Origin of the sequence: Solirubrobacter pauli (assembly GCF_003633755.1) — a bacterium.
Classification (GTDB): domain Bacteria; phylum Actinomycetota; class Thermoleophilia; order Solirubrobacterales; family Solirubrobacteraceae; genus Solirubrobacter; species Solirubrobacter pauli.
Genome location: NZ_RBIL01000002.1, coordinates 1 through 18,950 on the forward strand (window position 1 = coordinate 1; position 18,950 = coordinate 18,950).

At 72.0% G+C, this 18,950-nt stretch carries 25 protein-coding genes; 11 read left to right on the forward strand and 14 right to left on the reverse strand.

Translation table 11 applies throughout. The features are described 5' to 3' along the window. Positions 1-417, reverse strand: a 417-nt coding sequence (locus C8N24_RS19745; protein WP_211340061.1) for an aldose epimerase family protein, incomplete at its 3' end; no start/stop codon positions are given. A 377-nt stretch (positions 418-794) separates the two neighbouring features. Between C8N24_RS19745 and C8N24_RS19750 the strand changes: the two genes are divergently transcribed. Further along, on the forward strand, positions 795-2,522 hold the full coding sequence (locus C8N24_RS19750; protein ID WP_170179243.1) for a DUF1963 domain-containing protein: 1,728 nt from the start codon (positions 795-797) through the stop codon (positions 2,520-2,522). A gap of 130 nt (positions 2,523-2,652) precedes the next feature. Here the strand turns inward: C8N24_RS19750 and C8N24_RS19755 are convergent, their stop codons facing one another. Then, positions 2,653-4,482, reverse strand: coding sequence for an FG-GAP repeat domain-containing protein (locus tag C8N24_RS19755; RefSeq protein WP_121253348.1), 1,830 nt, complete (start codon positions 4,480-4,482; stop codon positions 2,653-2,655). Between the two features lie 216 nt (positions 4,483-4,698). Here C8N24_RS19755 and C8N24_RS19760 point away from each other — a divergent pair, with 216 nt between their 5' ends. The 3 genes from C8N24_RS19760 to C8N24_RS19770 are packed head-to-tail and all read left to right on the forward strand — an operon-like array spanning position 4,699 to position 6,174. After that, positions 4,699-5,007: a PadR family transcriptional regulator gene (locus tag C8N24_RS19760; RefSeq protein WP_121253350.1), complete on the forward strand. Its 309-nt coding sequence runs from the start codon at positions 4,699-4,701 to the stop codon at positions 5,005-5,007. After that, complete coding sequence (locus C8N24_RS19765) at positions 5,004-5,582, forward strand: hypothetical protein (protein ID WP_121253352.1); 579 nt, start codon at positions 5,004-5,006, stop codon at positions 5,580-5,582. The genes C8N24_RS19760 and C8N24_RS19765 overlap by 4 nt, the downstream gene beginning before the upstream one ends. A gap of 31 nt (positions 5,583-5,613) precedes the next feature. Continuing rightward, positions 5,614-6,174 (forward strand): hypothetical protein, encoded by a 561-nt coding sequence (locus C8N24_RS19770; RefSeq protein ID WP_121253354.1) that lies wholly within the window; start codon positions 5,614-5,616, stop codon positions 6,172-6,174. A 148-nt stretch (positions 6,175-6,322) separates the two neighbouring features. On the opposite strand, the gene C8N24_RS19775 is transcribed toward C8N24_RS19770, so the two are convergent. Beyond that, positions 6,323-6,688, reverse strand: coding sequence for a VOC family protein (locus C8N24_RS19775; protein ID WP_121253356.1), 366 nt, complete (start codon positions 6,686-6,688; stop codon positions 6,323-6,325). A gap of 38 nt (positions 6,689-6,726) precedes the next feature. Between C8N24_RS19775 and C8N24_RS34115 the strand changes: the two genes are divergently transcribed. Further along, positions 6,727-6,900, forward strand: a complete 174-nt coding sequence (locus C8N24_RS34115) for a hypothetical protein (protein WP_170179244.1) — start codon at positions 6,727-6,729, stop codon at positions 6,898-6,900. A gap of 1 nt (position 6,901) precedes the next feature. Here the strand turns inward: C8N24_RS34115 and C8N24_RS19780 are convergent, their stop codons facing one another. Next, positions 6,902-7,534: an MBL fold metallo-hydrolase gene (locus tag C8N24_RS19780; protein WP_121253358.1), complete on the reverse strand. Its 633-nt coding sequence runs from the start codon at positions 7,532-7,534 to the stop codon at positions 6,902-6,904. An 83-nt stretch (positions 7,535-7,617) separates the two neighbouring features. Here C8N24_RS19780 and C8N24_RS19785 point away from each other — a divergent pair, with 83 nt between their 5' ends. Further along, positions 7,618-8,091 (forward strand): nuclear transport factor 2 family protein, encoded by a 474-nt coding sequence (locus tag C8N24_RS19785; RefSeq protein WP_121253360.1) that lies wholly within the window; start codon positions 7,618-7,620, stop codon positions 8,089-8,091. Positions 8,092-8,097: 6 nt separating this feature from the next. Here C8N24_RS19785 and C8N24_RS19790 read toward each other — a convergent pair whose 3' ends face one another. Further along, entirely contained in the window at positions 8,098-8,970 is an 873-nt protein-coding gene (locus C8N24_RS19790; RefSeq protein ID WP_121253362.1) for a LysR family transcriptional regulator, read from the reverse strand. Positions 8,971-9,044: 74 nt separating this feature from the next. Here C8N24_RS19790 and C8N24_RS19795 point away from each other — a divergent pair, with 74 nt between their 5' ends. Further along, the gene (locus tag C8N24_RS19795; RefSeq protein ID WP_121253364.1) at positions 9,045-9,677 is read left to right on the forward strand and encodes a dihydrofolate reductase family protein; all 633 of its coding nucleotides are present in this window, start codon (positions 9,045-9,047) and stop codon (positions 9,675-9,677) included. Here C8N24_RS19795 and C8N24_RS19800 read toward each other — a convergent pair. Continuing rightward, the gene (locus C8N24_RS19800; protein ID WP_147447895.1) at positions 9,652-10,260 is read right to left on the reverse strand and encodes a hypothetical protein; all 609 of its coding nucleotides are present in this window, start codon (positions 10,258-10,260) and stop codon (positions 9,652-9,654) included. The genes C8N24_RS19795 and C8N24_RS19800 overlap by 26 nt on opposite strands. A gap of 127 nt (positions 10,261-10,387) precedes the next feature. On the opposite strand from C8N24_RS19800, the gene C8N24_RS19805 reads away from it, so the two are divergent. Beyond that, a complete protein-coding gene (locus tag C8N24_RS19805; protein WP_121253368.1) occupies positions 10,388-10,810 on the forward strand; it encodes a DUF2510 domain-containing protein in 423 nt (140 codons plus the stop codon). Here the strand turns inward: C8N24_RS19805 and C8N24_RS19810 are convergent. From C8N24_RS19810 to C8N24_RS19825, 4 genes are all read right to left on the reverse strand, one after another. Then, complete coding sequence (locus tag C8N24_RS19810; RefSeq protein WP_121253370.1) at positions 10,807-11,274, reverse strand: hypothetical protein; 468 nt, start codon at positions 11,272-11,274, stop codon at positions 10,807-10,809. The two genes, C8N24_RS19805 and C8N24_RS19810, sit on opposite strands and share 4 nt — an antisense overlap. Continuing rightward, the gene (locus C8N24_RS19815) at positions 11,271-11,804 is read right to left on the reverse strand and encodes an RNA polymerase sigma factor (RefSeq protein WP_245971934.1); all 534 of its coding nucleotides are present in this window, start codon (positions 11,802-11,804) and stop codon (positions 11,271-11,273) included. Before C8N24_RS19815 ends, C8N24_RS19810 begins: the two co-directional genes overlap by 4 nt. 75 nt (positions 11,805-11,879) lie before the next feature. Next, complete coding sequence (locus tag C8N24_RS19820) at positions 11,880-12,251, reverse strand: RNHCP domain-containing protein (RefSeq protein ID WP_121253372.1); 372 nt, start codon at positions 12,249-12,251, stop codon at positions 11,880-11,882. Between the two features lie 178 nt (positions 12,252-12,429). Beyond that, positions 12,430-12,708, reverse strand: coding sequence for a hypothetical protein (locus tag C8N24_RS19825; RefSeq protein WP_147447896.1), 279 nt, complete (start codon positions 12,706-12,708; stop codon positions 12,430-12,432). Positions 12,709-12,828: 120 nt separating this feature from the next. Between C8N24_RS19825 and C8N24_RS19830 the strand changes: the two genes are divergently transcribed. Together C8N24_RS19830 and C8N24_RS19835 are read left to right on the forward strand one after the other, a co-directional pair. Then, positions 12,829-13,386 (forward strand): TetR/AcrR family transcriptional regulator, encoded by a 558-nt coding sequence (locus C8N24_RS19830; protein WP_121253376.1) that lies wholly within the window; start codon positions 12,829-12,831, stop codon positions 13,384-13,386. Beyond that, entirely contained in the window at positions 13,383-14,867 is a 1,485-nt protein-coding gene (locus C8N24_RS19835) for an MFS transporter (RefSeq protein ID WP_121253378.1), read from the forward strand. Before C8N24_RS19830 ends, C8N24_RS19835 begins: the two co-directional genes overlap by 4 nt. Here the strand turns inward: C8N24_RS19835 and C8N24_RS19840 are convergent. After that, positions 14,864-16,042, reverse strand: a complete 1,179-nt coding sequence (locus C8N24_RS19840) for a sensor histidine kinase (RefSeq protein WP_121253380.1) — start codon at positions 16,040-16,042, stop codon at positions 14,864-14,866. The genes C8N24_RS19835 and C8N24_RS19840 overlap by 4 nt on opposite strands. Then, a complete protein-coding gene (locus C8N24_RS19845; RefSeq protein WP_121253382.1) occupies positions 16,012-16,704 on the reverse strand; it encodes a response regulator transcription factor in 693 nt (230 codons plus the stop codon). Before C8N24_RS19845 ends, C8N24_RS19840 begins: the two co-directional genes overlap by 31 nt. Before the next feature lie 80 nt (positions 16,705-16,784). Here C8N24_RS19845 and C8N24_RS19850 point away from each other — a divergent pair, with 80 nt between their 5' ends. Then, complete coding sequence (locus tag C8N24_RS19850) at positions 16,785-17,324, forward strand: RNA polymerase sigma factor (RefSeq protein WP_170179245.1); 540 nt, start codon at positions 16,785-16,787, stop codon at positions 17,322-17,324. Here C8N24_RS19850 and C8N24_RS19855 read toward each other — a convergent pair. Beyond that, a complete protein-coding gene (locus C8N24_RS19855; RefSeq protein ID WP_121253386.1) occupies positions 17,312-18,274 on the reverse strand; it encodes a dihydrodipicolinate synthase family protein in 963 nt (320 codons plus the stop codon). The genes C8N24_RS19850 and C8N24_RS19855 overlap by 13 nt on opposite strands. 70 nt (positions 18,275-18,344) lie before the next feature. Further along, positions 18,345-18,917: a dihydrofolate reductase family protein gene (locus C8N24_RS19860; RefSeq protein ID WP_121253388.1), complete on the reverse strand. Its 573-nt coding sequence runs from the start codon at positions 18,915-18,917 to the stop codon at positions 18,345-18,347. Positions 18,918-18,950 lie beyond the last annotated feature (33 nt).

The following is an 18,950-nucleotide window of genomic DNA, read 5'->3' on the forward strand; positions in this document are numbered from 1 at the left end:
GCCGCTGAAGCCGCCGTGGAGGGTGTTCGGGTTGTTGTTGATGTCGAGCGAGTACTGCGTGCCGTCGAGCGTGAAGCGGCCCTTGGCGATGCGGTTGGCGTAGCGTCCGACGATCGCGCCCCGGTAATCGCCGTTCCTCGTGTAGTTGGCGATGGCGGCGAAGTTGGTCGCGACGTTGGCCTGCTGCCCGAGCCGGTCGGGCACCTTGACTTCCTGCACGATCGCGCCGTAGGTGATGATCGAGACCGACATGCTCTGGTTGGCGAGCGTGTAGCGGTCGACCGGCTGGGTGCCGACCGTGCCGAAGCTCGACTTCGTGACCGACAACTCCTCCGCCCCTGGATTCTGGGCCGCCGCAGGCGCGGCCATCGCCCCTGTGAGCAGCAGGACGGCTAGGCCGCCACGCAGTGCACGCATGATTTCTCCTCTCGCCCAACGAACCGAGCTGGAAGGGTCAGCGCTACACGCACCGCTGTCAAGCCCACGAATGTTGTGGTGACCCACGAATACGGTGGTGACCGTCGCTCGGGGGTCGCCGTAGAGCACGGTGGCGCAGCATGAGGGCGGCAGCTTGACCGGACCCCGGTTGTTGGTCCACCGCGTGTGAGAGCTGGTGGATCGTGTCCACGATCGTATTCCGCGACGGTTCGAGGTCCGAATGGCGCCGTCTATCGCACGCCGACGCCGCGTGACATCGATCCATACACTCCGCGACGATGCAGTGGTCGGCAAGGCGTGTGGCCGAGCGGTGGGTGCTGTCGGGCCCGGTCCCACCCGGCGCGGAGCGTGCTGTGGTGATCGACGACCGCGGACACGAGCACGACGCCGAGGTGTTCCCGGACGCGGCGTCGGTTGGCATCGACCACGTGATCGTCCTTGACGGTGGCTTGACGACTGAGGGCTGGAAGTGGTGGACGCTCACGTCCGACGAGCCCGTGTTCTCCGAGCCGCTCGTGCGGTTCACTGACGGGGCTGGCGACCTGGTCGCGGGGCCGCTCGGCAGTCGCATCGGAACGCCCATAGAGGACGCGACCGAAGCGTGCCCGGTCTGTGGCGCGGTCGCGTGGGTCGCGATCGACTACCACGTCGGCTGCAAGCGCTGCGGGTACGTGCCGGGACACGCCGTCCACTTCGCGCGCGACACGCCGGGCGACGGCGCGCTCGACATCGACGACGACGATGACGGTGACGTTGATGAGGAAGACGAGGATCTCGCCGCGCTGAAGGCGGCCCGCTTCACGATCTACGCGGCGGCCGGTCAGACGCCCGAGTCGTTCGATCACTCGCGCCGCGGGCACGAGGTAGTGACGGCCCGGGTCATGTACACGAGCAACGAGTCGCTGCTGTTCGTCGAGACGCGGACGGCCGGTGCGGCGGAGTTTCCGGCGGCGGCGCATCTTGCCGGTTTCTCGCTCTGGGACGGTCGAGACGACACCGGGCTCTCCGACGGCGCAATTCAGGTCCGCCACGCCGACCGCGTACGACGCGCACGCCGGCGCGCGTTGAGCGTGGACTCGGCCATGCGCGAAATACCGATCGACGGGCGAGCCGCAGCGTTCACGTTCAGCGCCCTCGACGACGCATGGGTCGCCACTCGCAGGCACGGGAGACTGACGCTCGCCGTGGTCGGCTACAAGGTCGATCCGGCCACGGTCACGCTGGCGCCGCTCCACGGCGTCGGCAATGCCCCGGAGCCCAGGAAGGTCGCGCTCGCGCGGCGCGCCGCGGCGGGCGAGCTGCTCAGCCGCGCGGAGGTGGAGCACCTCATCGACGAGCACGGCCTGGGCGAGCACCGCGAGACGATCCTTGCCCACATCGCCGCCGGCTATCGGCTTCAGCGCGTCCCCGATTCCCCGCACCGAGTGGGCGGCTTGCCCGATCTCGCTCCGGGCGAGGGGTGGCCGCACGACGAAGATGGCGTCCCGTTCACCTTCATCGCACAAATCGACTGCACCCAGCTGCCGTCGCTCCAAAGCGAGTTCCCATCTGCGGTCTTCAACCACGGCGGCCGGCTGTTGCGGCTGTTCGGGCGGATGAACGCGGCGGAAATGGTGCCCGACGAGGCCGTCGGGCTGCTCTGCGCACCCGACGCTCCGCTCACGCGCGCCGAGCTCCCCGCGCTGCCGAACCCGATGCCGCCCGACGTCGAGCTCGAGGACAGCGACCTGCGGGAGCTGTACGGAGAGCCTGTGCGCCCGCTCCCGTTCCTGACCGCACGGTACGAGCCGTTCGGAGACTTTGACGACTACTCCGAGTTCCGGAGCCGGCTTGCCGCCGGTGGAGTCAGACGACGCGAGGATGCCTGGGACGACCCGCAGCTGCTCGGCTACGCCGGCAACGAGCAGGGCAGCGACCCCGTCGCAGCGGGCCCGTGGGTTTACGACGACACCGCCGAGGACGACTGGTGCGTGCTGGTGCACCTTCCAGGCATGGACTGGGGATCGCTCAGCGTGCTGATTCGGCGGGTCGATCTCGCCGCGGGCCGCTTCGACCGGCTCGCGACCGACATCTCACTCAGCTAGCACGCTGCGTCGCCTTCTTCAGCGACCCGAGCAACGTACCGGCGTGCCGGGTTCTGCGGGTGCCAAGTGCGGAAGTACTGCACGCGCTTGACGGCGTGGCAGGGGAGGGTGCGGCGCCGGGAGAATGCGATCAGCTGCGGCGCACTCTGACCGTCGTCACGCGCTCGATCGTGCCCGTGGTGCGCAGCGTCAGCGACGTCGGCTTGCGGCTGGTCAGGACGCGCTTGCCCGAGGCGGTGAGCTTGAGGGTGACGGTCGTGCTCCCGGCCGCGACGGTGCGCTGCGCGCGTGCAAGCACCGTGCGGCGATGCTCGAGCGTCCACGTCACCCGCTCGGCCGTGCCGAACTGCTGTGTGAAGCGCAGCCCGGAGCGGCGCAGCGTCGCGAGCGTCGCGCGGGTAAGCGCCGGCGCGCCGGGGCGCACGGCCTTCGGCGGGGGCGTGCGTGCCGGCAGCCGGACGACCGGTGGACGGTCACCGAACGTCACGGTGCCCGTGATCGGCATCGTGGTAGGCGCGGGCGACTGGCCCTCGACGCCGGTGCCTTCGATCCTCGCGAGCCAGACGATGTCCGAGTCCTCGGCCGCGACGCCGATGTCCGCCGTGCGGGCGCCGAGCGCCTTTGGCCGGAAGTAGACGTTCAGCCAGCAGTTCTCCTCGACGCGGAGGACCGCACCACGGCAGGTATTCATCTCCACGTGGAAGTCGGCGGTGTCGCCCTCGGCGATGAGCTCGAGGTTGCGTGCTACGCCGCCGCCCTCGTTGCGGACCGGGATGGCGATCATCGATCCGCCCTCCGTGCCGACGACGCCCTCGCCGAACCAGGTGTTCGCGGCGCTGGTCACGAGCTGCGGACCGGTGGAGTAGCGGACGTTCAGCGCGGCGGAATCGGACTGTGCGCTCACGACGTCCAGCTTGCCGTCACCGTCGAAGTCCGCCGCAGCGAGCCCGCGCTCCCAGGACGGGCCCTTGCTCACGCCCGCGTCGAACCTCCCGAACGTACCCGCGGCGCCGTGGGCGAACGTCGCCGAATAGTCGTTGGCGTAGCGGTCGGTGATCCCGTCGCCATCGAAGTCGGCGAGCAGGAGCGCGTATGCCGTCTGGGCGGTCCACGGGAGCGGCGTCAAGTCGCCGTCCGCCGTGCCGCTGAAGAGCCCCGGGGCTTCGGGGTGATCGTGGGTCCACGCGTACGTCACGCCGACGTCCAGGCGACCGTCGCCGTTGACGTCGCCGGTGGCGAGCGCCGCAGGCTCATACGGCAGGTCACGGGTGACCGGCGTGCCGAAGCCGGTCCCGGCGGCGCCCGGCACGAGCGTCAAGGCGTAGGCGCTGGTCACAACCAGGTCCGGGTCGTCGTCACCGGCCAGCTTGACCAGGGCGAGGTCGTACGGCGCCGGGACGGCGACCGCACCGGCGGTCGGCGTGAGCGCGCCGTGGCCGTCGTTGGCCAGCACGGTCGCGCTCGTGCCGAACGCGGCCAGCACGTCGCGGTCACCGTCGCCGTCCATGTCGGCGACCGCCACAGCGGCGGCCTGCAACGGCTTGGCGGGGCGCAGCGCGAGCTCGTATGGCACGCCGAGCCCACCGTCTGCGCGGCCGCGGAAGACGACGAGCGACCCGCTGTCACCCAGAGCCGCCAGCAGCTCGTCGCGGCCGTCGCCGTCCAGGTCGCCGCCCGCCACGGCGACCGTACCCGCTGCGTTGCCGGGCAGCGTCGCTGTCTGCGGCGAGTCGAATCCGTCTGCGTGGTTGCGGACGAGCGTCGCCTTGCCCGTCGCGCGTGAGACCCCCGCGACGTCCCGCCAGCCGTTGCCGTCGAAGTCGAGCGCGACGACCTCGTCCGCCACGGCCCCCAGCATCTCGGGCGGCTCGTGGAACGGGAACACCAGCGCGCTTGCGGGAGCGGACCAGGTGAGGGCGGCGACGAGCACCGCGCAGGAGGCGACGAACCGGTTGACCATGCGGCGCGCGATCCTTTCAGGAAACCCGGCAGCGCGCGAGTCCAGCCCTCGTCCAGTGCCGCCCCGAGGTCACGGCATTCGTCCCGACTGCTGGCTCCGCTTCCGAGCCGACCCGAACGAGGTTCTTTTCGACGAGCTCGCCTCTCTGAGGGGTCCGACTAACCGCGTGGCCGGTCACAGCGCGCGACCCTATGTAGATCAGCTACATTGAGAGTCATGCGGTTGTCCCTGCAGACGCTGCGCCTCCTCCACGTGTTCCTGGAGGCTCCCGCGGAGCCTCGCTATGGCCTTGAGTTGATGAGGCGCACGGGCATCAAGAGCGGAACGATCTACCCCGCGCTGCATCGCCTCGAAGACGAGGGATGGCTGCGGAGCTTCACTGAGGAGCTCGATCCCGTGCAGGCCGGTCGGCCGGCACGGCGCCTGTACGCGCTCACCGATGCCGGCGCCGCCGCGGCCCGCGCCGCCGCCGAGCCCTTCCAGACGCCCGCACCGGCCCCGACCCTGAAACCGAGGACGGCATGACGTCGATCATCGTCCAGGCACTGCTGCTCCGCGCGCTCGACACGCTCCCGACCGACCTCCGTGCCCGCTATGAGCAGGAGTGGCGTGCAGACCTCGCCGAGCTCTCCGGCATGGCCCGCCTGTCCTGGGCGCTCGGCCTCACCCGTGCCTCTCGCCGTCTGCGAGCACCGCATCAGCGCGCGCTGGCGCGCACGTTGCTCCCCGTGTTCGCGCTCGACGCCATCACGCTCGCCGTCGCCTACTTCGCCGCGTTCGCTCTGCGGTTCGGCGGCGACCTCCCGTCTCGCTACAGCGACCTGTTCGCCCAGACGCTGCCGGCGGCGATCGCCGGCGGCCTGATCGCGGTCGCAGCGGTACGCGGTCGGGCCGTGAGCGGCGCTCTGCTCGCGACCTTGATCGTCATCGCCTACGTCGCCCTTGTGCAACCGGTGCTCGTCAATTCCTTCGAGGGCCTCCGCCCGCTCAACCTACCGGCGAGTGTCTGCCTGATCTTCGCCCTGCTCGCAGGTGTCGGGATGACGATCACCCGCGCGGGCCTAGCCCTGCTCCGCACCGCCGCGCAGCAGACCCATTAGGCTCACGCATTCGTACAGGGCGAGTGGCCTCATGCAACGGATCGAAGCCGGGCAACAACTGCTGGACACCCTCCGCAAGTTCGGCTTTGTTGAGGAGCCGGCCGGGATGCCGGATAGGCAACGCGCGCGGCTCACGTCGTCGGCCGCTCACTGGGTCGACATCTGGGGCGCCTTCGCCGAATGGGCTCAGGCGCCGGTCGATCTCGGGCCGGACGCGGACGGTGAAGATGACTTGCTGCTTTTCCAGGGCGTTCTGGATCTGAAGGAGTCTTGGCTGCATGAGCCCGATCGGCCGGCGTTTGTGCTGCTCTTCAGGCGGCAGTTGCAGTTCCCGAACGCCGAGATGGGCTATGTGCAAGCCGAGAGCGTGGTTTTGCTCGAGCTCGCGTTCCGCGTGCACGATGACTTTCGGCTCGTCGCGCCGACGGGTGGCGAGCGTTCAGGCGTCGTCGACGCCATTTGGTACGGAGGGGGACACGACGCCAGCCAGTGGGCGCCCACCGTCGAAGCAACCGAGTCGTTTCAGATCGCTCGCGCTCACCAGCTGTGGGCCGCGACCGTCCAAGTCACGGATGAGCCTGATCCCGGATAGCGTCAAGGACCCGGCCGCCTTCGAAGGTGGCTCTCGTCGACTGGCCTGCCGATCGTCACGGTCACGATGAGCTCCGGTGCGAACGACCACACGTCGCGGTAGGCCGGCTGCAGCCACGGGATGCGACCGAAACGACACGTCGTGCGGTTCAGGCAGTCAACAGCTCGACGCGGTTGCCCCACGGGTCCGCGACGTAGAACCGGCGCACGCCCGGGAGGTCGTGATCCCAGGTGACCTCGAAGCCCGCCGCCCGCAGGCGGTCCGCGAGCGCATCGAGCGCCGACGACTCGACGAGCAGCGCCGGGTGCGCCTTGCGCGCCGGAGCGAAGTTCGCCTCCACGCCGACGTGCAATTGCTGCGCGCCGATCGCGAACCACACGCCGCCTCGGGCGCGCAACGGCTCAGGCTTCGGTACCTCGACCAGTCCGAGGAGGTCTCCGTAAAAGCGTCGCGCCGCGTCCTCGCAACCCGCTGGCGCCGCGATCTGCACGTGGTCCAAGCCGAGCACTGCCATGTCCGGCAGCGTAGTGCGACCGCCTCGGGCAGCGTAGTGTGACCGCCGCCCGCCCACCGGCGCGCGAGCCGGCCGTTGCCCTTGGTGCCGCGCAGGCGGTGATGGGCATCGCCGGGCTCGGCGTGTCTCGGTGGCAGCTGATGAGCGCGCCGCGCCGGATCGAGCTGAGCCCCGATCTCGAAGCGGCGCTCGCCCCGCTGCGTCGGCGGTAGGTCAGGCGCTCGGCGGGCGCCAGGGCTCAGCCGTGTGTGTGAGCCAGACGGCCTCGGGCTCGAGCGCGAGCACCGTCCGCTGGCCCTCGGTCTCAGGCTCGTCGAGCTCGCCGAACCAGACCGCGACGTCACCTCCGACGACGGTCGGGCGGCGTCCGCCGGCCTCGACGACGACGATCTGCAAGCCGTCGCTGTGGCCCGGGGCGGGGACGAGGCGCACACCGGGCAGCAGCTCGTGCTCGCCGTCGACCGCGGTGTACTCGACGCCGGACGGGTCGACCCACTCGCGGATGGTGTAGTCGTCCAACGTGCGGGCGTCCTCGAGCTCGCGCCGCTGGACGTAGATCGGCTTGCCGGCGAAGAGGTGGTTGCCGCCGCAGTGGTCGAAGTGCAGGTGGGTGTTGACGACGATGTCGATGCTCGCGAGGTCGAGGTCGTGCTCGGTCAGCGGGCGTAGGCGGGGGTCCATGTCGGCGGCCAACGGGTGCAGCTCGGTCATGCCGGTGTCGACCAGCACGCGGGCGTCGGGGTGGTCGATGACGTGGACGTAGACCGGCATCCGCTCGTCCGCGGCGAGCAGGTCGGCCACGAAGTACGGGGTGACGGTGATGGTCTCGTGGCTCACGTTCGACATGGGTGGGGCTCCTTCTTCAGGGATCGGACAACCCGGTATGACTTGGGACGTCCCGGAAATTCATCGCGTAAGGAGCGACACGTATGCCCACCGCCCGGCCGCCGCTGCCGCCGTTCACCCGCGAGAGCGCGATCAAGAAGATCCGCGCGGCTGAGGACGCGTGGAACTCGCGGGACCCGCAGCGCTGCGCCGGGGCCTACACGGCGGACAGCCGCTGGCGCAACCGCTCGACCTTCATCACGGGCACCGAGGAGATCGTGGCGTTCCTCACCGCCAAGTGGGAGCGCGAGCACGAGTACCGGCTGATCAAGGAGCTGTGGGCGTTCACCGACGACCGGATCGCGGTGCGGTTCGCGTACGAGTGGCACTCGGACGCCGGGCAGTGGTTCCGGGCGTACGGCAACGAGAACTGGGCGTTCGACGCGGACGGGCTGATGGCGGAGCGGCACGCGAGCATCAACGACGTCGCGATCGAGGAGTCCGAGCGCATGTTCCACTGGGACCGGTCCGGGCCGCGCCCCGACGATCATCCGGGGCTGACCGAGCTCGGCCTCTGACGCGGGTCACCGCGACAGCCCGGTGGCGGCGTCGGCGAGCGCGTCCAGCAACGCGGCCGTGGCGGGCGGGTCGGGTGGCTCGCCGTACGTCGCGGCGAAGATCTGCCGCTTGACGCCGGGCAGCTCGGTCGCCACGACGCCGTCGGTGTGATGCGCGCGTAGCGCGAGGCCGGTCTGCGTCGTGACGCCGAGCCCGGCAACCACCCACGCCTGCATGACGACCATGTCGTCGGACGTGGAGCCGATCCGCGGCGCGAACCCGGCGTCGGCGCACAGCGACAGCAGGTGGCCACGGCACCGCTCACAGCCGGCGATCCACGTGCGGTCGCTCAGGCTGGCCAGGTCGCCTTCGGGACGGGTGGACAGCACGTGCACGGTGTCGTCGAGCAGGTGCCGCAGACGCACGCCCGACGGCTCCGGCTCGGTCTGCTCGTACCGGAAGACGATCGCGACGTCGATCTTGCCGGTCCGCAGGAGCTCCAGCGCCTCGCCCGGATGCGCGTCGACCAGGCTGACGTCCAGGTGCGGATGACGCTCGGCGAGGACGGCCAGCGCGGGCGGGACGAGCGCGCCGTTCGCCGACGCGAAGCCGGCGAGCCGCACGCGGCCGGCCTCGAGCCCCACGTGGGCGGCCAGCTCGGCCCCGGCGGCGTCGATCCGGCCGATGATCTCCGCGGCGCGCGCGGCCAGCAGCTCGCCGGCGGGGGTGAGCCGGATGCCGCGGCCGACCCGCTGCAGCAGCTGCGCGCCGGTCTCCGCCTCGAGCCGTGAGAGGTGGTGCGTGACCGACGGCTGCGAGTAGTGGAGCGCCTTCGCCGCTTCGGTGACCGACCCGTGACGGGCGACGGCGTCGATGACGCGCAGCCGGTTGACGTCCATTCATCAACCCTATCTATGGATTCCCGCGGAAGTTGGCATTGGACGAACCGGCCGTGCGGGCGCAAGCTGCGGGCATGTCGATCGTTCGCGTCCACAACTTCTCGATCTCCCTCGACGGCTTCGGCACCGGTGAAGGCCAGAGCCGCGACGCCCACTTCGGCCACGCCGGCGACCGGCTGCACGAGTGGATGTTCGCCACGCGGTGGTGGAGTGCCGACGGGAACGCCGGGGTCGACGACGCGTTCGTCCAGCGGCACGACCCGGGCATCGGCGCCGAGATCATGGGCGCCGGCAAGTTCGGGCATCCGGGCTGGGAGGACGAGCCGGACTGGAAGGGCGCGTGGGGCGCCAATCCGCCGTTCCACACGCCGGTCTACGTGTTGACCCGGCACACGCGGCCGTCGATCGAGATGGAGGGCGGCACGACGTTCCACTTCCTCGACGCGTCGCCCGCCGAGGCGCTCGCGGTCGCGCGCGAGGCCGCCGGCGGGAGCGACGTCCGGATCGGCGGTGGAGCGAAGATCATCCGCGCGTTCCTCGCCGAAGGGCTGATCGACCACATGCACGTCGCGGTCGTCCCGATCCTCCTCGGTCGCGGCGTTCGGCTCTGGGACGGCCTCGAAGGGCTCGAGCGGACCTACCGGATCGAGAGCACGGCCTCGCCCAGCGGCGTCACGCACATCACGTTCGCGCGGACAGGCGCCTGAGCCGCACGGGCGCCGCGAAGGCCGCCAGCGCCGCGGCGCCCAGCAGCGCCAGGACGACGATGACCGAGCCCGGCATCCCGTTGCGGCCGACCGTCGCGGCGGGGGAGACCGGCCGGCCGTTGACCGGGACGGCGTCACCGCCGCGCTCGATCGCGCCGTCGATCGCCTTCCAGTCCTGCGGTGTCGACGGGCCGACCTGGACGCCCACGTCGCGGCCCGTGCGCTGGGGAGCGGCGCTGGCCGTGGCGGTCGCGTCGGGCGCCGCCGGGGAGGCGTTGCCGCCGCCCGCGCTCCCGCCGGACGGGCCGGCGGCCGCGGAGCCGTCGTCGGGCTTGGAGGCGGCCGTCTTGGCCGCGATCCCGCGCGAGAGGATGTCCCGGCACTTCGAGTACTCCTCCAGCTCGGCCGGCATGTTGTTGAGCGCGTCGCGCATCTTGGAGGCGGGGTAGTCGCCCTGGAGGATGTCGTCGTCGGCGCAGTCGCGGAGGATCTCGACGCGATCGTCCTCCTGCGCGTGGGCGGCCGTGGCGGGCACCAGCAGCAGGGCGAGCAGGACGAGGATCACGCGGGAGGAGGACGGCACGACCGCTTAGACGTCGCTGCCTGCACAGAGGTTGCGGACTTGCTGGTCACCGCGCTCGAACGGTGGGCATACTCGGACCAAGAGCGGACGTGCGGACGGGGAGCGGGCGTTGAGGTGGCAAGGGCTGGTGATCGTGACGGTCGCGTTGCTCGGTGCGGCGGGCGGGGCCTACGCCGGCCGCGAGATCGCGGCGGACGCGCCCGGTGTGGCGGTCTGCCTCGGTGCCGCCGGCCTCGCGCTCGGCGGCCTGCTGGGCGTGCTGGTGAGCGGGTGGTGGAAGCCACCGCGCAAGCCGCCCGCGCCGGCGCCGGCCCCGAGCACCACGACCGAGTTCACCGCCCGCGCGCCGGTCGAGCCGGCGCCCGCGGAGCCGGAGCCCGAGCCCGACCATGCGGCGACGATGGTCGACCACCCGCCGCCGCCCCCGCCCCCGGAGGGCGGCGAGCCCGGCTGGTACAAGGACCAGACGGGCGTGCGGCGCTACTGGGACGGCGAGCGGTGGACGGAGATCGTCTGGCGCGAGCGCCCGGGGCGCTCGAAAGGGCGCTAGCCCACGCCCGGGCCCGCGGAGTACGCGCCGAGGAAGTCGGGGCCGATGATCCGCTGGCGCACCGCTTCCTCGCCGATGTAGCAGCGCCACTCGCGGCCGTCGGAGCGCGTGGAGCGGCAGCCGCCGTTGACGTGGCTCGTGGCGTCGACGGTCGGCTCGACGGTGCCCTTGAGGTCCTCGACCTCCGCCTTGAAGTCGCCCTCGATCGTGCACCGGTACTCGATGCCCTCCTCGACGGTGGTGCACGTCGGCGTGGTGCCGACGAGGAACTTGGTGCCGGCCGGCAGCGAGCGCTCGACGTCGCCGGTCGTGAGCAGGCTGCCGGCGACCGCGGCGCCGGGGACGAGCAGCGCCACGGCGACCGCGCCGGTCAGGACGCGCCGGCGGCGTCGCTGGTGCGAGCCCAGATGGCGGCGCGTCGCGCGCTCGAGGTCGTCGCCGATGGCGGCGAGGCGGTCGGTCATCGGGTCTCCTTGGTGAGGCGGGTGCGGAGCGCGGTCAGGCCGCGGTGCACGCGCACGCGCGCGGCGGCGGGCGTCGTGCCGAGGCTGGCGGCGACCGCCTCGTACTCCAGGTCGTCTTCGATGCGCAGGCGGATCGCCTCGCGCTGGGAGTGGGGGAGGGCGTCGAGCGCCTCGTCGAGGCCGTCCAGCCACGTCTCGTCGGGAACGGCGGGTGGTGGCTCGACCAGCATCCCGAGCCGCTCGCGCGCGCCGTGCTCGAGCGCCCGGCGGCGGACCGAGTGCAGCAGCACGTTGCGGGCGATCCCGAACAGCCAGGGGCCGGCGTTGCCGTCGCACTCGTCGCGGAACCGGGCTCGCACGAGCCACGCCTGGGCGAACGTCTCGGCGGTCAGCTCGTGTGCGGCGTCCTCGTCGCCCGAGCGGCGCCGGTGGTACGCGAGCACCCGGTCGGCGTAGCGGTCGTAGAGCTCTCGGAACGCGCCCGCATCGCTGCGGGACGCGGCTATCAGGGCAGCGTCGCTTCTGATCACGCCCGTTATATGACGGCGCGCCGGCCGCGCGTTACGTCGGGTCGGTACCGGGAGCGGTACCGACCCGACGGTGACTTACAGCTGGTTGAGCCGGTCGAGCGGGAACGGCGGCGTCGCCAGGGGACGGACCGCGAGGTGCATCAAGGCGAGCGCGTTGTCGTCGCCCGCGATGCGGTTCAGATGCACGGTCCCGCAACCGCGGCAGCGATGCACGAGGGCCCACTCGCCATTGCGCCGGACCGTGATGCCGACGGGCTCCATCGCCGCTTCGCAGTCCGCGTCCCGATCGCCCGGCGCGTCGTCGACGTGCAGGCTCCACAGGCAGGTCGGGCAGTGGTTGCGATGTGCGGTGCCCGGCGCCGCCGAGCCGATGTCCAGGCCGCAGTTACGGCAGCGAAACGCGGAAGGCGTGCGCCGACGGTCGCGGGTGCGCTGATCGCGCGACATACGAGTACCTCCAGAAGGTGAACGAAGAACAGAAGGCGGCGTCGCGCGAAGGGCCGGGACTCAGCCCGGGCGGCGCGACGTGATCTGTTCAGCGGCGGCTCTCATACATTCACCGCGGCGGAGGCTACAGCGTCGACGGCCACCCGGGGGTACGGGTAGCCGCCGTGTTCAGCGCCGCTCAGCGCAGGAGCAGCGCGGGCCCGCAGGCCTCGAGGTCGTCGCGCAGCTGCTGGGCGCTGGACTCGCTCCAGCGCTCGGTGGCGACGAGGTGGTCGGTGAGCGCGTGGACGCTGCCGATCGCCTCGACCGTGGTGTCGTCGCGCCCATCCTCGGAGAAGAGGAGGGTGTCCGCCACCGCGCGCACGCGGGCCTGCTCGGCCGGCAGGAGCTTGCTCGGCCCGAGGTCCTCGAGCGTGCGCATCACGCGGCCATACGCCTGGGAACGTTCCGAATTCATGCCCTCATAGTCGCTTACCTTCGGTAGGCGACCTGTGCAACGCCACACACAACTGTGTTCTGAGCGCGCGCCGTCTCGTTTGAGACAACTGTGTCTCATTCGCGCTATGCTCGTCTCACGATGGCTTCGCGAGAAGAGCTTCTGGACGCCGCGCTGGGCGTCCTCAACCGGACCGCGACGGCGACGATGGCGGAGATCGCGACGGCCGTCGGCTCCAGCCGTGCGACGCTGCACCGCCACTTCAGCTCGCGCGAGGCGCTGATCGCCGAGATCGCCCGCCGCGCGATCGACCGCTGGGAGCTCACGCAGGCGCAGGTCGGCCTCCAAGCGGCGTCGGAGAGCACCGAGCCGGCGGTCCTCGACGCCACGCTGCGCGCGCTGTTGCGCCAGTACGTGGTCGACGCCGCCGACTTCGGCATCGTCCTCACCGACGACTTCGCCGCCGGCGCGCCCGAGCTGACCGAGCGCACGCTCGCGATCGTCGAGCGCGAGGTCGTCTTCTACGCCCAGGCCCAGCGGGTGGGCGTCCTGCGCAGCGACCTGCCGCCGCGCTGGATCGCCGACGTCGTCTACGGGCTGATGGTGTCCGCGCGCGAGTCGACGCGCTGGGGCAACGTCGCGCGCCGGGACCTCGCGGACCTCGTCGTCGGCACGTTCTTCGCGGGGGCGGGCCGATGAGCACCGAGCTCCAGCCGCATCCGCGGCGCTGGGTCGGGCTGGCGGTCCTGTCGTTGAGCCTGCTCGTCGTGATGATGGACATGACGATCCTCAACGTCGCGCTGCCCGAGCTCACGCGCGACGTGCGGCCGACGTCGGTCGAGCTGCTGTGGATCGTCGACGCGTACTCGTTGGTCGTCGCCGGCGTGCTGGTGACGGCCGCCGCGCTCGGCGACCGCTTCGGCCGCCGCCGCCTGCTGATCACCGGCTACGCGATCTTCGGGGTCGTCTCGCTCGCGATCGTGCTCGCCGACGGCGCGGGGACGATCATCGCGCTGCGCGCGCTGCTCGGCGTGGGCGGCGCGATGATCATGCCGGCGACGCTGGCGATGATCCGGACGCTGTTCACCGACGCGCGCGAGCGCGGCATGGCGCTCGGCGTCTGGGCGGCCGTGGCCGGCGGCGGCGCGGGGCTCGGCCCCGTCGTGGGCGGCGCGCTGCTGGAGGCGTTCTCCTGGCACGCCGCGTTCCTGGTCAACGTCCCGCTGATGGCGGTCGCGGTCGTCGCGGCGGTCGCGCTCCTGCCGGAGAGCCGCTCGGCCCGCCCGGGGCGGATCGACGCCGCCAGCGTCGTGCTGTCACTCGCCGGGATGGCCGGGCTGGTCTACGCGATCAAGGAGCTGGGCAAGCACGGCTTCGAGCCCGGGGCCGCGATCGTCGGGGCGGTCGGCGTCGTGGCGCTGACGGCGTTCGTCCGCCGCTCCCTGCGGTCGCCGCAGCCGATGCTGGACGTCCGGCTGCTCGCCGGCCGGCGGTTCCGCGCCGGTGTCGTCACGGCCGTCAGCGCGATGTTCGCCATGGGCGCGCTCTTCCTGCTCGGCGCGCAGCACCTGCAGCTGATCGAAGGGCTCTCACCGCTGGCGGCCGGGCTGTGGCTGCTGCCGGCGGCGGGCGCGTCCGTCGTCGCCTCGCTGCTCGCGCCGCCGCTGGCCGAGCGCACCAGCGCCCGCGCGACGCTGAGCGCCGGGCTGGCGACGAGCGCGCTGGGGTTCCTGCTGCTGTTCGCCCTGCCGATCGACCTGCTGACGCTGGTCGTCGCCATGAGCGTGGTCGGCCTCGGCACGGGGACCCTGTCGATCGCGTCGGCGCTGATCATGTCCGACACGCCGGCCGAGAAGGCCGGCAGCGCCGCAGCGATCGAGGAGACCTCGTACGAGTTCGGGATGGTGCTCAGCATCGCGATCCTGGGCACGGTCGCGGCGGCGCTCTACCGCGCGGGCCTCCCGGCCGACGCCACGCCCGCCGTGCGCGAGTCGCTGGCGGCCGCGCTCGGCTCGTCCGAGGCGTTCGGCCCCGCCGCGGCGGCGTTCACGGACAGCCTCGCCTGGACGGGGCTCGCGGGCGCCGTCGTGATCGGCGCGGCGGCCGTCGCGGTCTGGCGCCTCGCGGCCCCGCGTCCTGACGCCCGCCCGCGGGGCCTCGTGGTGCCGGACCCGCGCTAGCGATACGCGGGAAGGCGGAACCGCACGCGCGTGCCGACGCTCGCCTCCTCCAGCCAGATCGACCCGCCGTGCGCCTCGACGATCGCGCGCGAGATCGCGAGCCCGAGTCCGGCGCCCGGCGGCTGGCGGGCCGCGTCGCCGCGATAGAAGGGCTCGAAGACGCGGTCGCGCTGCTCGGCCGCGATGCCCGCACCGGTGTCGGCGACCTCGATCTCGACGCCGTCGTCGCGGTCCTCGACGTGCACGGTCACGCTGCCGTCGGGCGGCGTGTGGTGGATCGCGTTCTGGATCAGGTTGAACAGCACGCGGCTCAGCTGCTCGCGGTTGCCGTGCGAGCAGACGATGGAGCCGTTCACGTCGGCGCGGACGGCGACCGAGCCGGCGTCCGCGGCAGGGCGCATCGCCTCGACGGCGTCGTGGACGAGGTCGTGGACGGCGAGCCGGTCCATCGTCCACTCGAGCTCCTTCGCCTCCAGCCGCGTGAGGTCGAACAGGTCGTCGATCAACGCCGCGACCTGGCGGACGTGCGTGTTCATGCGGCCCGCGTACTCGCGGCGCTTGGCCTCGTCGACGATCGAGTCGTCGATCGCGGTGGCGAGCAGGCCCAGCGACGTGATCGGGGTGCGCAGGTCGTGCGAGACGGCGGCGAACAGCTCGCGGCGCGCGCGCTCCTCGCGGTCCAGGCGCACGATCATCTCGTCGACCTGGCGGCCGAGCCGCGCGAGCTCGTCGTCGCCGGTCGGCGCGACGCGCAGGTCGCGGCGGCCCTCGCCGACCGCGGCCAGGGTGGACCGGATCGCGTCCACGTCGGCGAGCGCGCGCGACGCCACGCGCCCGGACAGCCACAGCACCAGCGCGCCCGCGTAGATCGCCAGCAGCACGGTCATCAGCGCGTCGTGGCTGGACAGGAACATCAGCGACACGAACAGCGCCACGCCGACGGCCAGCGCGACCACGCCGAGGGTCGCGACGAGCGCGAACTGACGGCGCAGCCCACCCGGTCGGCGCTGCGCGATCCACTCGCCCGCGAGCACCGTCAGGAAGGCCAACGGCGCGACGATCAGCAGCGTCACCCAGGCGCCGTGCAGGTCGTAGCAGAGCCACACCACGCCGGGGAGCGCGAGCGACAGCGCGCCCGCGAGCGCTAGCCCGCGAAGCGGTACCCGACGCCCCATACCGTCTCGATCCAGCGCGGCTGCTCCGGGTCGCGCTCGAGCTTGGCCCGCAGCCGCCGGATGTGCACGGTCACCGTGGACGTGTCCGAGTAGAACGCGTACCGCCACACCTGGTCCATCAGCTCCTCGCGCGTGAACGCCCGGCCCGGATGGCGGGCGAGGAACAGGAGCAGGTCGAGCTCGCGCGTGGTCAGCGCGACCTCCTCGCCGCCGTTGTGCACGCGACGCGCGGTCGGGTCGATCTCGAGCGGCCCGAACGTCAGCGCCGGCTCGTCCGCGCGCAGCGTCTCGAAGCGGCGCAGCACCGCGTCCACGCGCGCGACCAGCTCGGCGGGGGAGAACGGCTTGACCACGTAGTCGTCGGCGCCGAGCCGCAGCCCGGTCACGCGGTCGGACTCGCCGCCCTTCGCGGTCAGCAGGATGATCGCGCTCGACCGGTCGGCCCGCTCGCGCACGCGGCGCATCACCTCGAGCCCTTCCGTGCCGGGCAGCATGAGGTCCAGGACGATCAGGTCGGGCGTCCGCTCGGCGACGGCCGCGAGCGCGGCGTCCCCGTCCAGCGCGACCCGCGTCTCGTAGCCCGCGCGCTGCAGGTAGGCGGAGACGACCTCGCCGATCGTCGGCTCGTCGTCGACCACCAGGATGGACCCGCGGACGTGCATGCGCCCATTCTCACACCGCCGGCCGGCCCGCGGAACGAGTTCAGAGAATGTTCACACCGGTTGCGGCTACGGTCGCCGACGTGTTGACGGACGACGAGTTGCTGGAGCGGGTCGCCTCACGCGACGAGCGCGCGTTCACCCAGCTCTACGAGCGGCACTTCGGGACCGCGCACGCCACCGCCCGGCGCCTGTGCCGCGACCTGGCCGAGGACGCCACGCAGGAGGCGTTCCTCGCCCTCTGGCGCGACGCGGGGACGCTGCGCCGCCGGCCCGGCGGGGCGGGCGCGTGGGTGCACACGGTCGCGCGCAACCGGGCGATCGACGCACGCCGCCACGCGGCCGTGCACCAGCGGCGGCTCGTGCACGACGACAGCGTCCTGCTCGGCGCGCCGTCGAGGGAGCCGACGCCCGACCGCGCCGTCGCCGACACGCAGACGCGCGAGCGGCTGCACGCGGCCGTCGCCGGGCTGCCGGCCGCGCAGCGGGAGGTGATCGCGCTCGCGTACTTCCACGAGCTCACCCAGAGCGAGATCGCCGCGCGGCTGTCCGTCGCGCTCGGCACGGTCAAGGGCCGGACGCGGCTGGCCCTGGGCCGGCTCGCGCGGGTTCAGGGCCTGTAGGTCTGCACCGCGCCGGGCAGCCGGCTCCAGTCGGCGTACCAGGCGTCGAAGAGCTCGAGCTGGCGCTCCACGTAGCCCTGCTGGCTGGGGGTGAGCGCGTCGGTCTCGTTGAAGTGCAGCGTGTACTCGGCCTCGCCGCGCAGCACGAGCATGTGCTTGAAGTACAGGACGAGGTCGGGGCCGACGTCGAACGACGCGAGCACCGCCATCGCCTGCTCGAGCTCACGGGCGCGCCGGCGCGCGTCGGCCTCGCCGCGCGCCGCCGCGACGCACAGGTTCGTGAGGTGCAGGACCTCCTTCGGCAGCACGTTGCCGATGCCGGTGATGGCGCCGGTCGCGCCGCAGTTCACGTAGCCGTGGAAGACGGCCGTGTCGACGCCGACCGCCAGCGCGACGCCGTCGTCGGCGCTCGTGATGTGCTCGGCCGCGTAGCGCAGGTCCTCGTCGCCGCCGAACTCCTTGAAGCCGACCAGGTTCGGGTGCTCGGCGCGCAGCGCGAAGAAGAGGTCGGCGCGCGTCGCGAACCCGTAGTACGGGCTGTTGTAGATGACGGCTTCCAGCTCGGGGGCGGCCGAGAGGATCGCGCTGAAGTGCGCCTTCTGGGCGGACAGGACCGAGCCGCGCGACAGCACGCGCGGGATGACCATCAGACCCTTGGCGCCGACCCGCTGCGCGTGCTCGGCGAGCGCGACCGCGGTGCGCGTGTTGATCGCGCCGGTGCCGGCGATGACCGGGATGCCGGCGTCCACGAGCCGCTCGACGCCCTCCATCCGCTCCGCGTCCGTCAGCAGCGGCCAGTCGCCCATCGAGCCGCAGTAGATGACGGCGGACATGCCGTGGCCGATCAGCTCCTGGCCCTTGCGCACGAGCGCGTCGAAGTCCGGCGTGCGGTCGTCCTTGCAGGGGGTCATCAGCGCCGGAAGGGTGCCGGTGAAGATCGATGCGGTCATAGGCGCACCAGCTTGCCGCGCGTCAGGCGTCCAGACCAGCGACAGATGCCGTGTCTTGAAGCGACACCTGTCAACCGCCGCTGCCGGGCGGTCCGTCGAGCACCGTCGGGACGTAGTCGAGCATCTGCAGGCGGCCGTCGAACAGGCGGCTGTCGACGAGCTCGAGCTTGACGTCCGGGTAGGCGTCGAAGATCCGGTCGTTGCCGGTCACGCCGGTGATCACCGGGAAGATGACGACGCGGAAGCGGTCCACCAGGCCGGCCGCGAGCAGCGACCGGCAGAGGCTCACGCTGCCGAGCGTGCGCAGCGGGCCGTGCGCCTTGAGCTCACGCACGGCCGCGACGGCGTCGGTGGCCACCAGCGTCGAGTTGTCCCACTCCAGCGGCTCCTTCAAGGTGGAGGAGAACACGACCTTGCGCATGGCGGTGAGCCCGGCCATCCCGGCGTCGTCGGGCATGTCCGCGGCGAACCCGGACATCAGCCGGTAGGTGGTCGCGCCCATCAGCGTCGTGTAGTCCTCCGCCGAGTCCTGCCCGATCCAGGCCAGGTACTCCGGGCCTTCCATGCCCCAGAAGCCCGGCCAGCCGTCGGCGCCGCCGTAGCCGTCGAGGGTGATGATGAAGTCGACCATGAGGTTGGGCATGTGAGCCAGGACGCAGCGGCGACGTGAAACTCA

Bases quoted from the DNA above. Each gene is read 5' to 3' on its own strand.
- C8N24_RS19755 (WP_121253348.1), bottom strand. From the start codon at position 4,482: ATGGTCAACCGGTTCGTCGCCTCCTGCGCGGTGCTCGTCGCCGCCCTC.
- C8N24_RS19775 (WP_121253356.1), bottom strand. From the start codon at position 6,688: ATGGCAGTGCTCGGCTTGGACCACGTGCAGATCGCGGCGCCAGCGGGT.
- C8N24_RS19835 (WP_121253378.1), top strand. From the start codon at position 13,383: ATGAGCACCGAGCTCCAGCCGCATCCGCGGCGCTGGGTCGGGCTGGCG.
- C8N24_RS19780 (WP_121253358.1), bottom strand. From the start codon at position 7,534: ATGTCGAACGTGAGCCACGAGACCATCACCGTCACCCCGTACTTCGTG.
- C8N24_RS19825 (WP_147447896.1), bottom strand. From the start codon at position 12,708: ATGAATTCGGAACGTTCCCAGGCGTATGGCCGCGTGATGCGCACGCTC.
- C8N24_RS19845 (WP_121253382.1), bottom strand. From the start codon at position 16,704: ATGCACGTCCGCGGGTCCATCCTGGTGGTCGACGACGAGCCGACGATC.
- C8N24_RS19810 (WP_121253370.1), bottom strand. From the start codon at position 11,274: ATGACCGACCGCCTCGCCGCCATCGGCGACGACCTCGAGCGCGCGACG.
- C8N24_RS19770 (WP_121253354.1), top strand. From the start codon at position 5,614: ATGCAACGGATCGAAGCCGGGCAACAACTGCTGGACACCCTCCGCAAG.
- C8N24_RS19820 (WP_121253372.1), bottom strand. From the start codon at position 12,251: ATGTCGCGCGATCAGCGCACCCGCGACCGTCGGCGCACGCCTTCCGCG.
- C8N24_RS19760 (WP_121253350.1), top strand. From the start codon at position 4,699: ATGCGGTTGTCCCTGCAGACGCTGCGCCTCCTCCACGTGTTCCTGGAG.
- C8N24_RS19790 (WP_121253362.1), bottom strand. From the start codon at position 8,970: ATGGACGTCAACCGGCTGCGCGTCATCGACGCCGTCGCCCGTCACGGG.
- C8N24_RS19830 (WP_121253376.1), top strand. From the start codon at position 12,829: ATGGCTTCGCGAGAAGAGCTTCTGGACGCCGCGCTGGGCGTCCTCAAC.
- C8N24_RS19860 (WP_121253388.1), bottom strand. From the start codon at position 18,917: ATGCCCAACCTCATGGTCGACTTCATCATCACCCTCGACGGCTACGGC.
- C8N24_RS19795 (WP_121253364.1), top strand. From the start codon at position 9,045: ATGTCGATCGTTCGCGTCCACAACTTCTCGATCTCCCTCGACGGCTTC.
- C8N24_RS19855 (WP_121253386.1), bottom strand. From the start codon at position 18,274: ATGACCGCATCGATCTTCACCGGCACCCTTCCGGCGCTGATGACCCCC.
- C8N24_RS19785 (WP_121253360.1), top strand. From the start codon at position 7,618: ATGCCCACCGCCCGGCCGCCGCTGCCGCCGTTCACCCGCGAGAGCGCG.
- C8N24_RS19765 (WP_121253352.1), top strand. From the start codon at position 5,004: ATGACGTCGATCATCGTCCAGGCACTGCTGCTCCGCGCGCTCGACACG.
- C8N24_RS19840 (WP_121253380.1), bottom strand. From the start codon at position 16,042: ATGGGGCGTCGGGTACCGCTTCGCGGGCTAGCGCTCGCGGGCGCGCTG.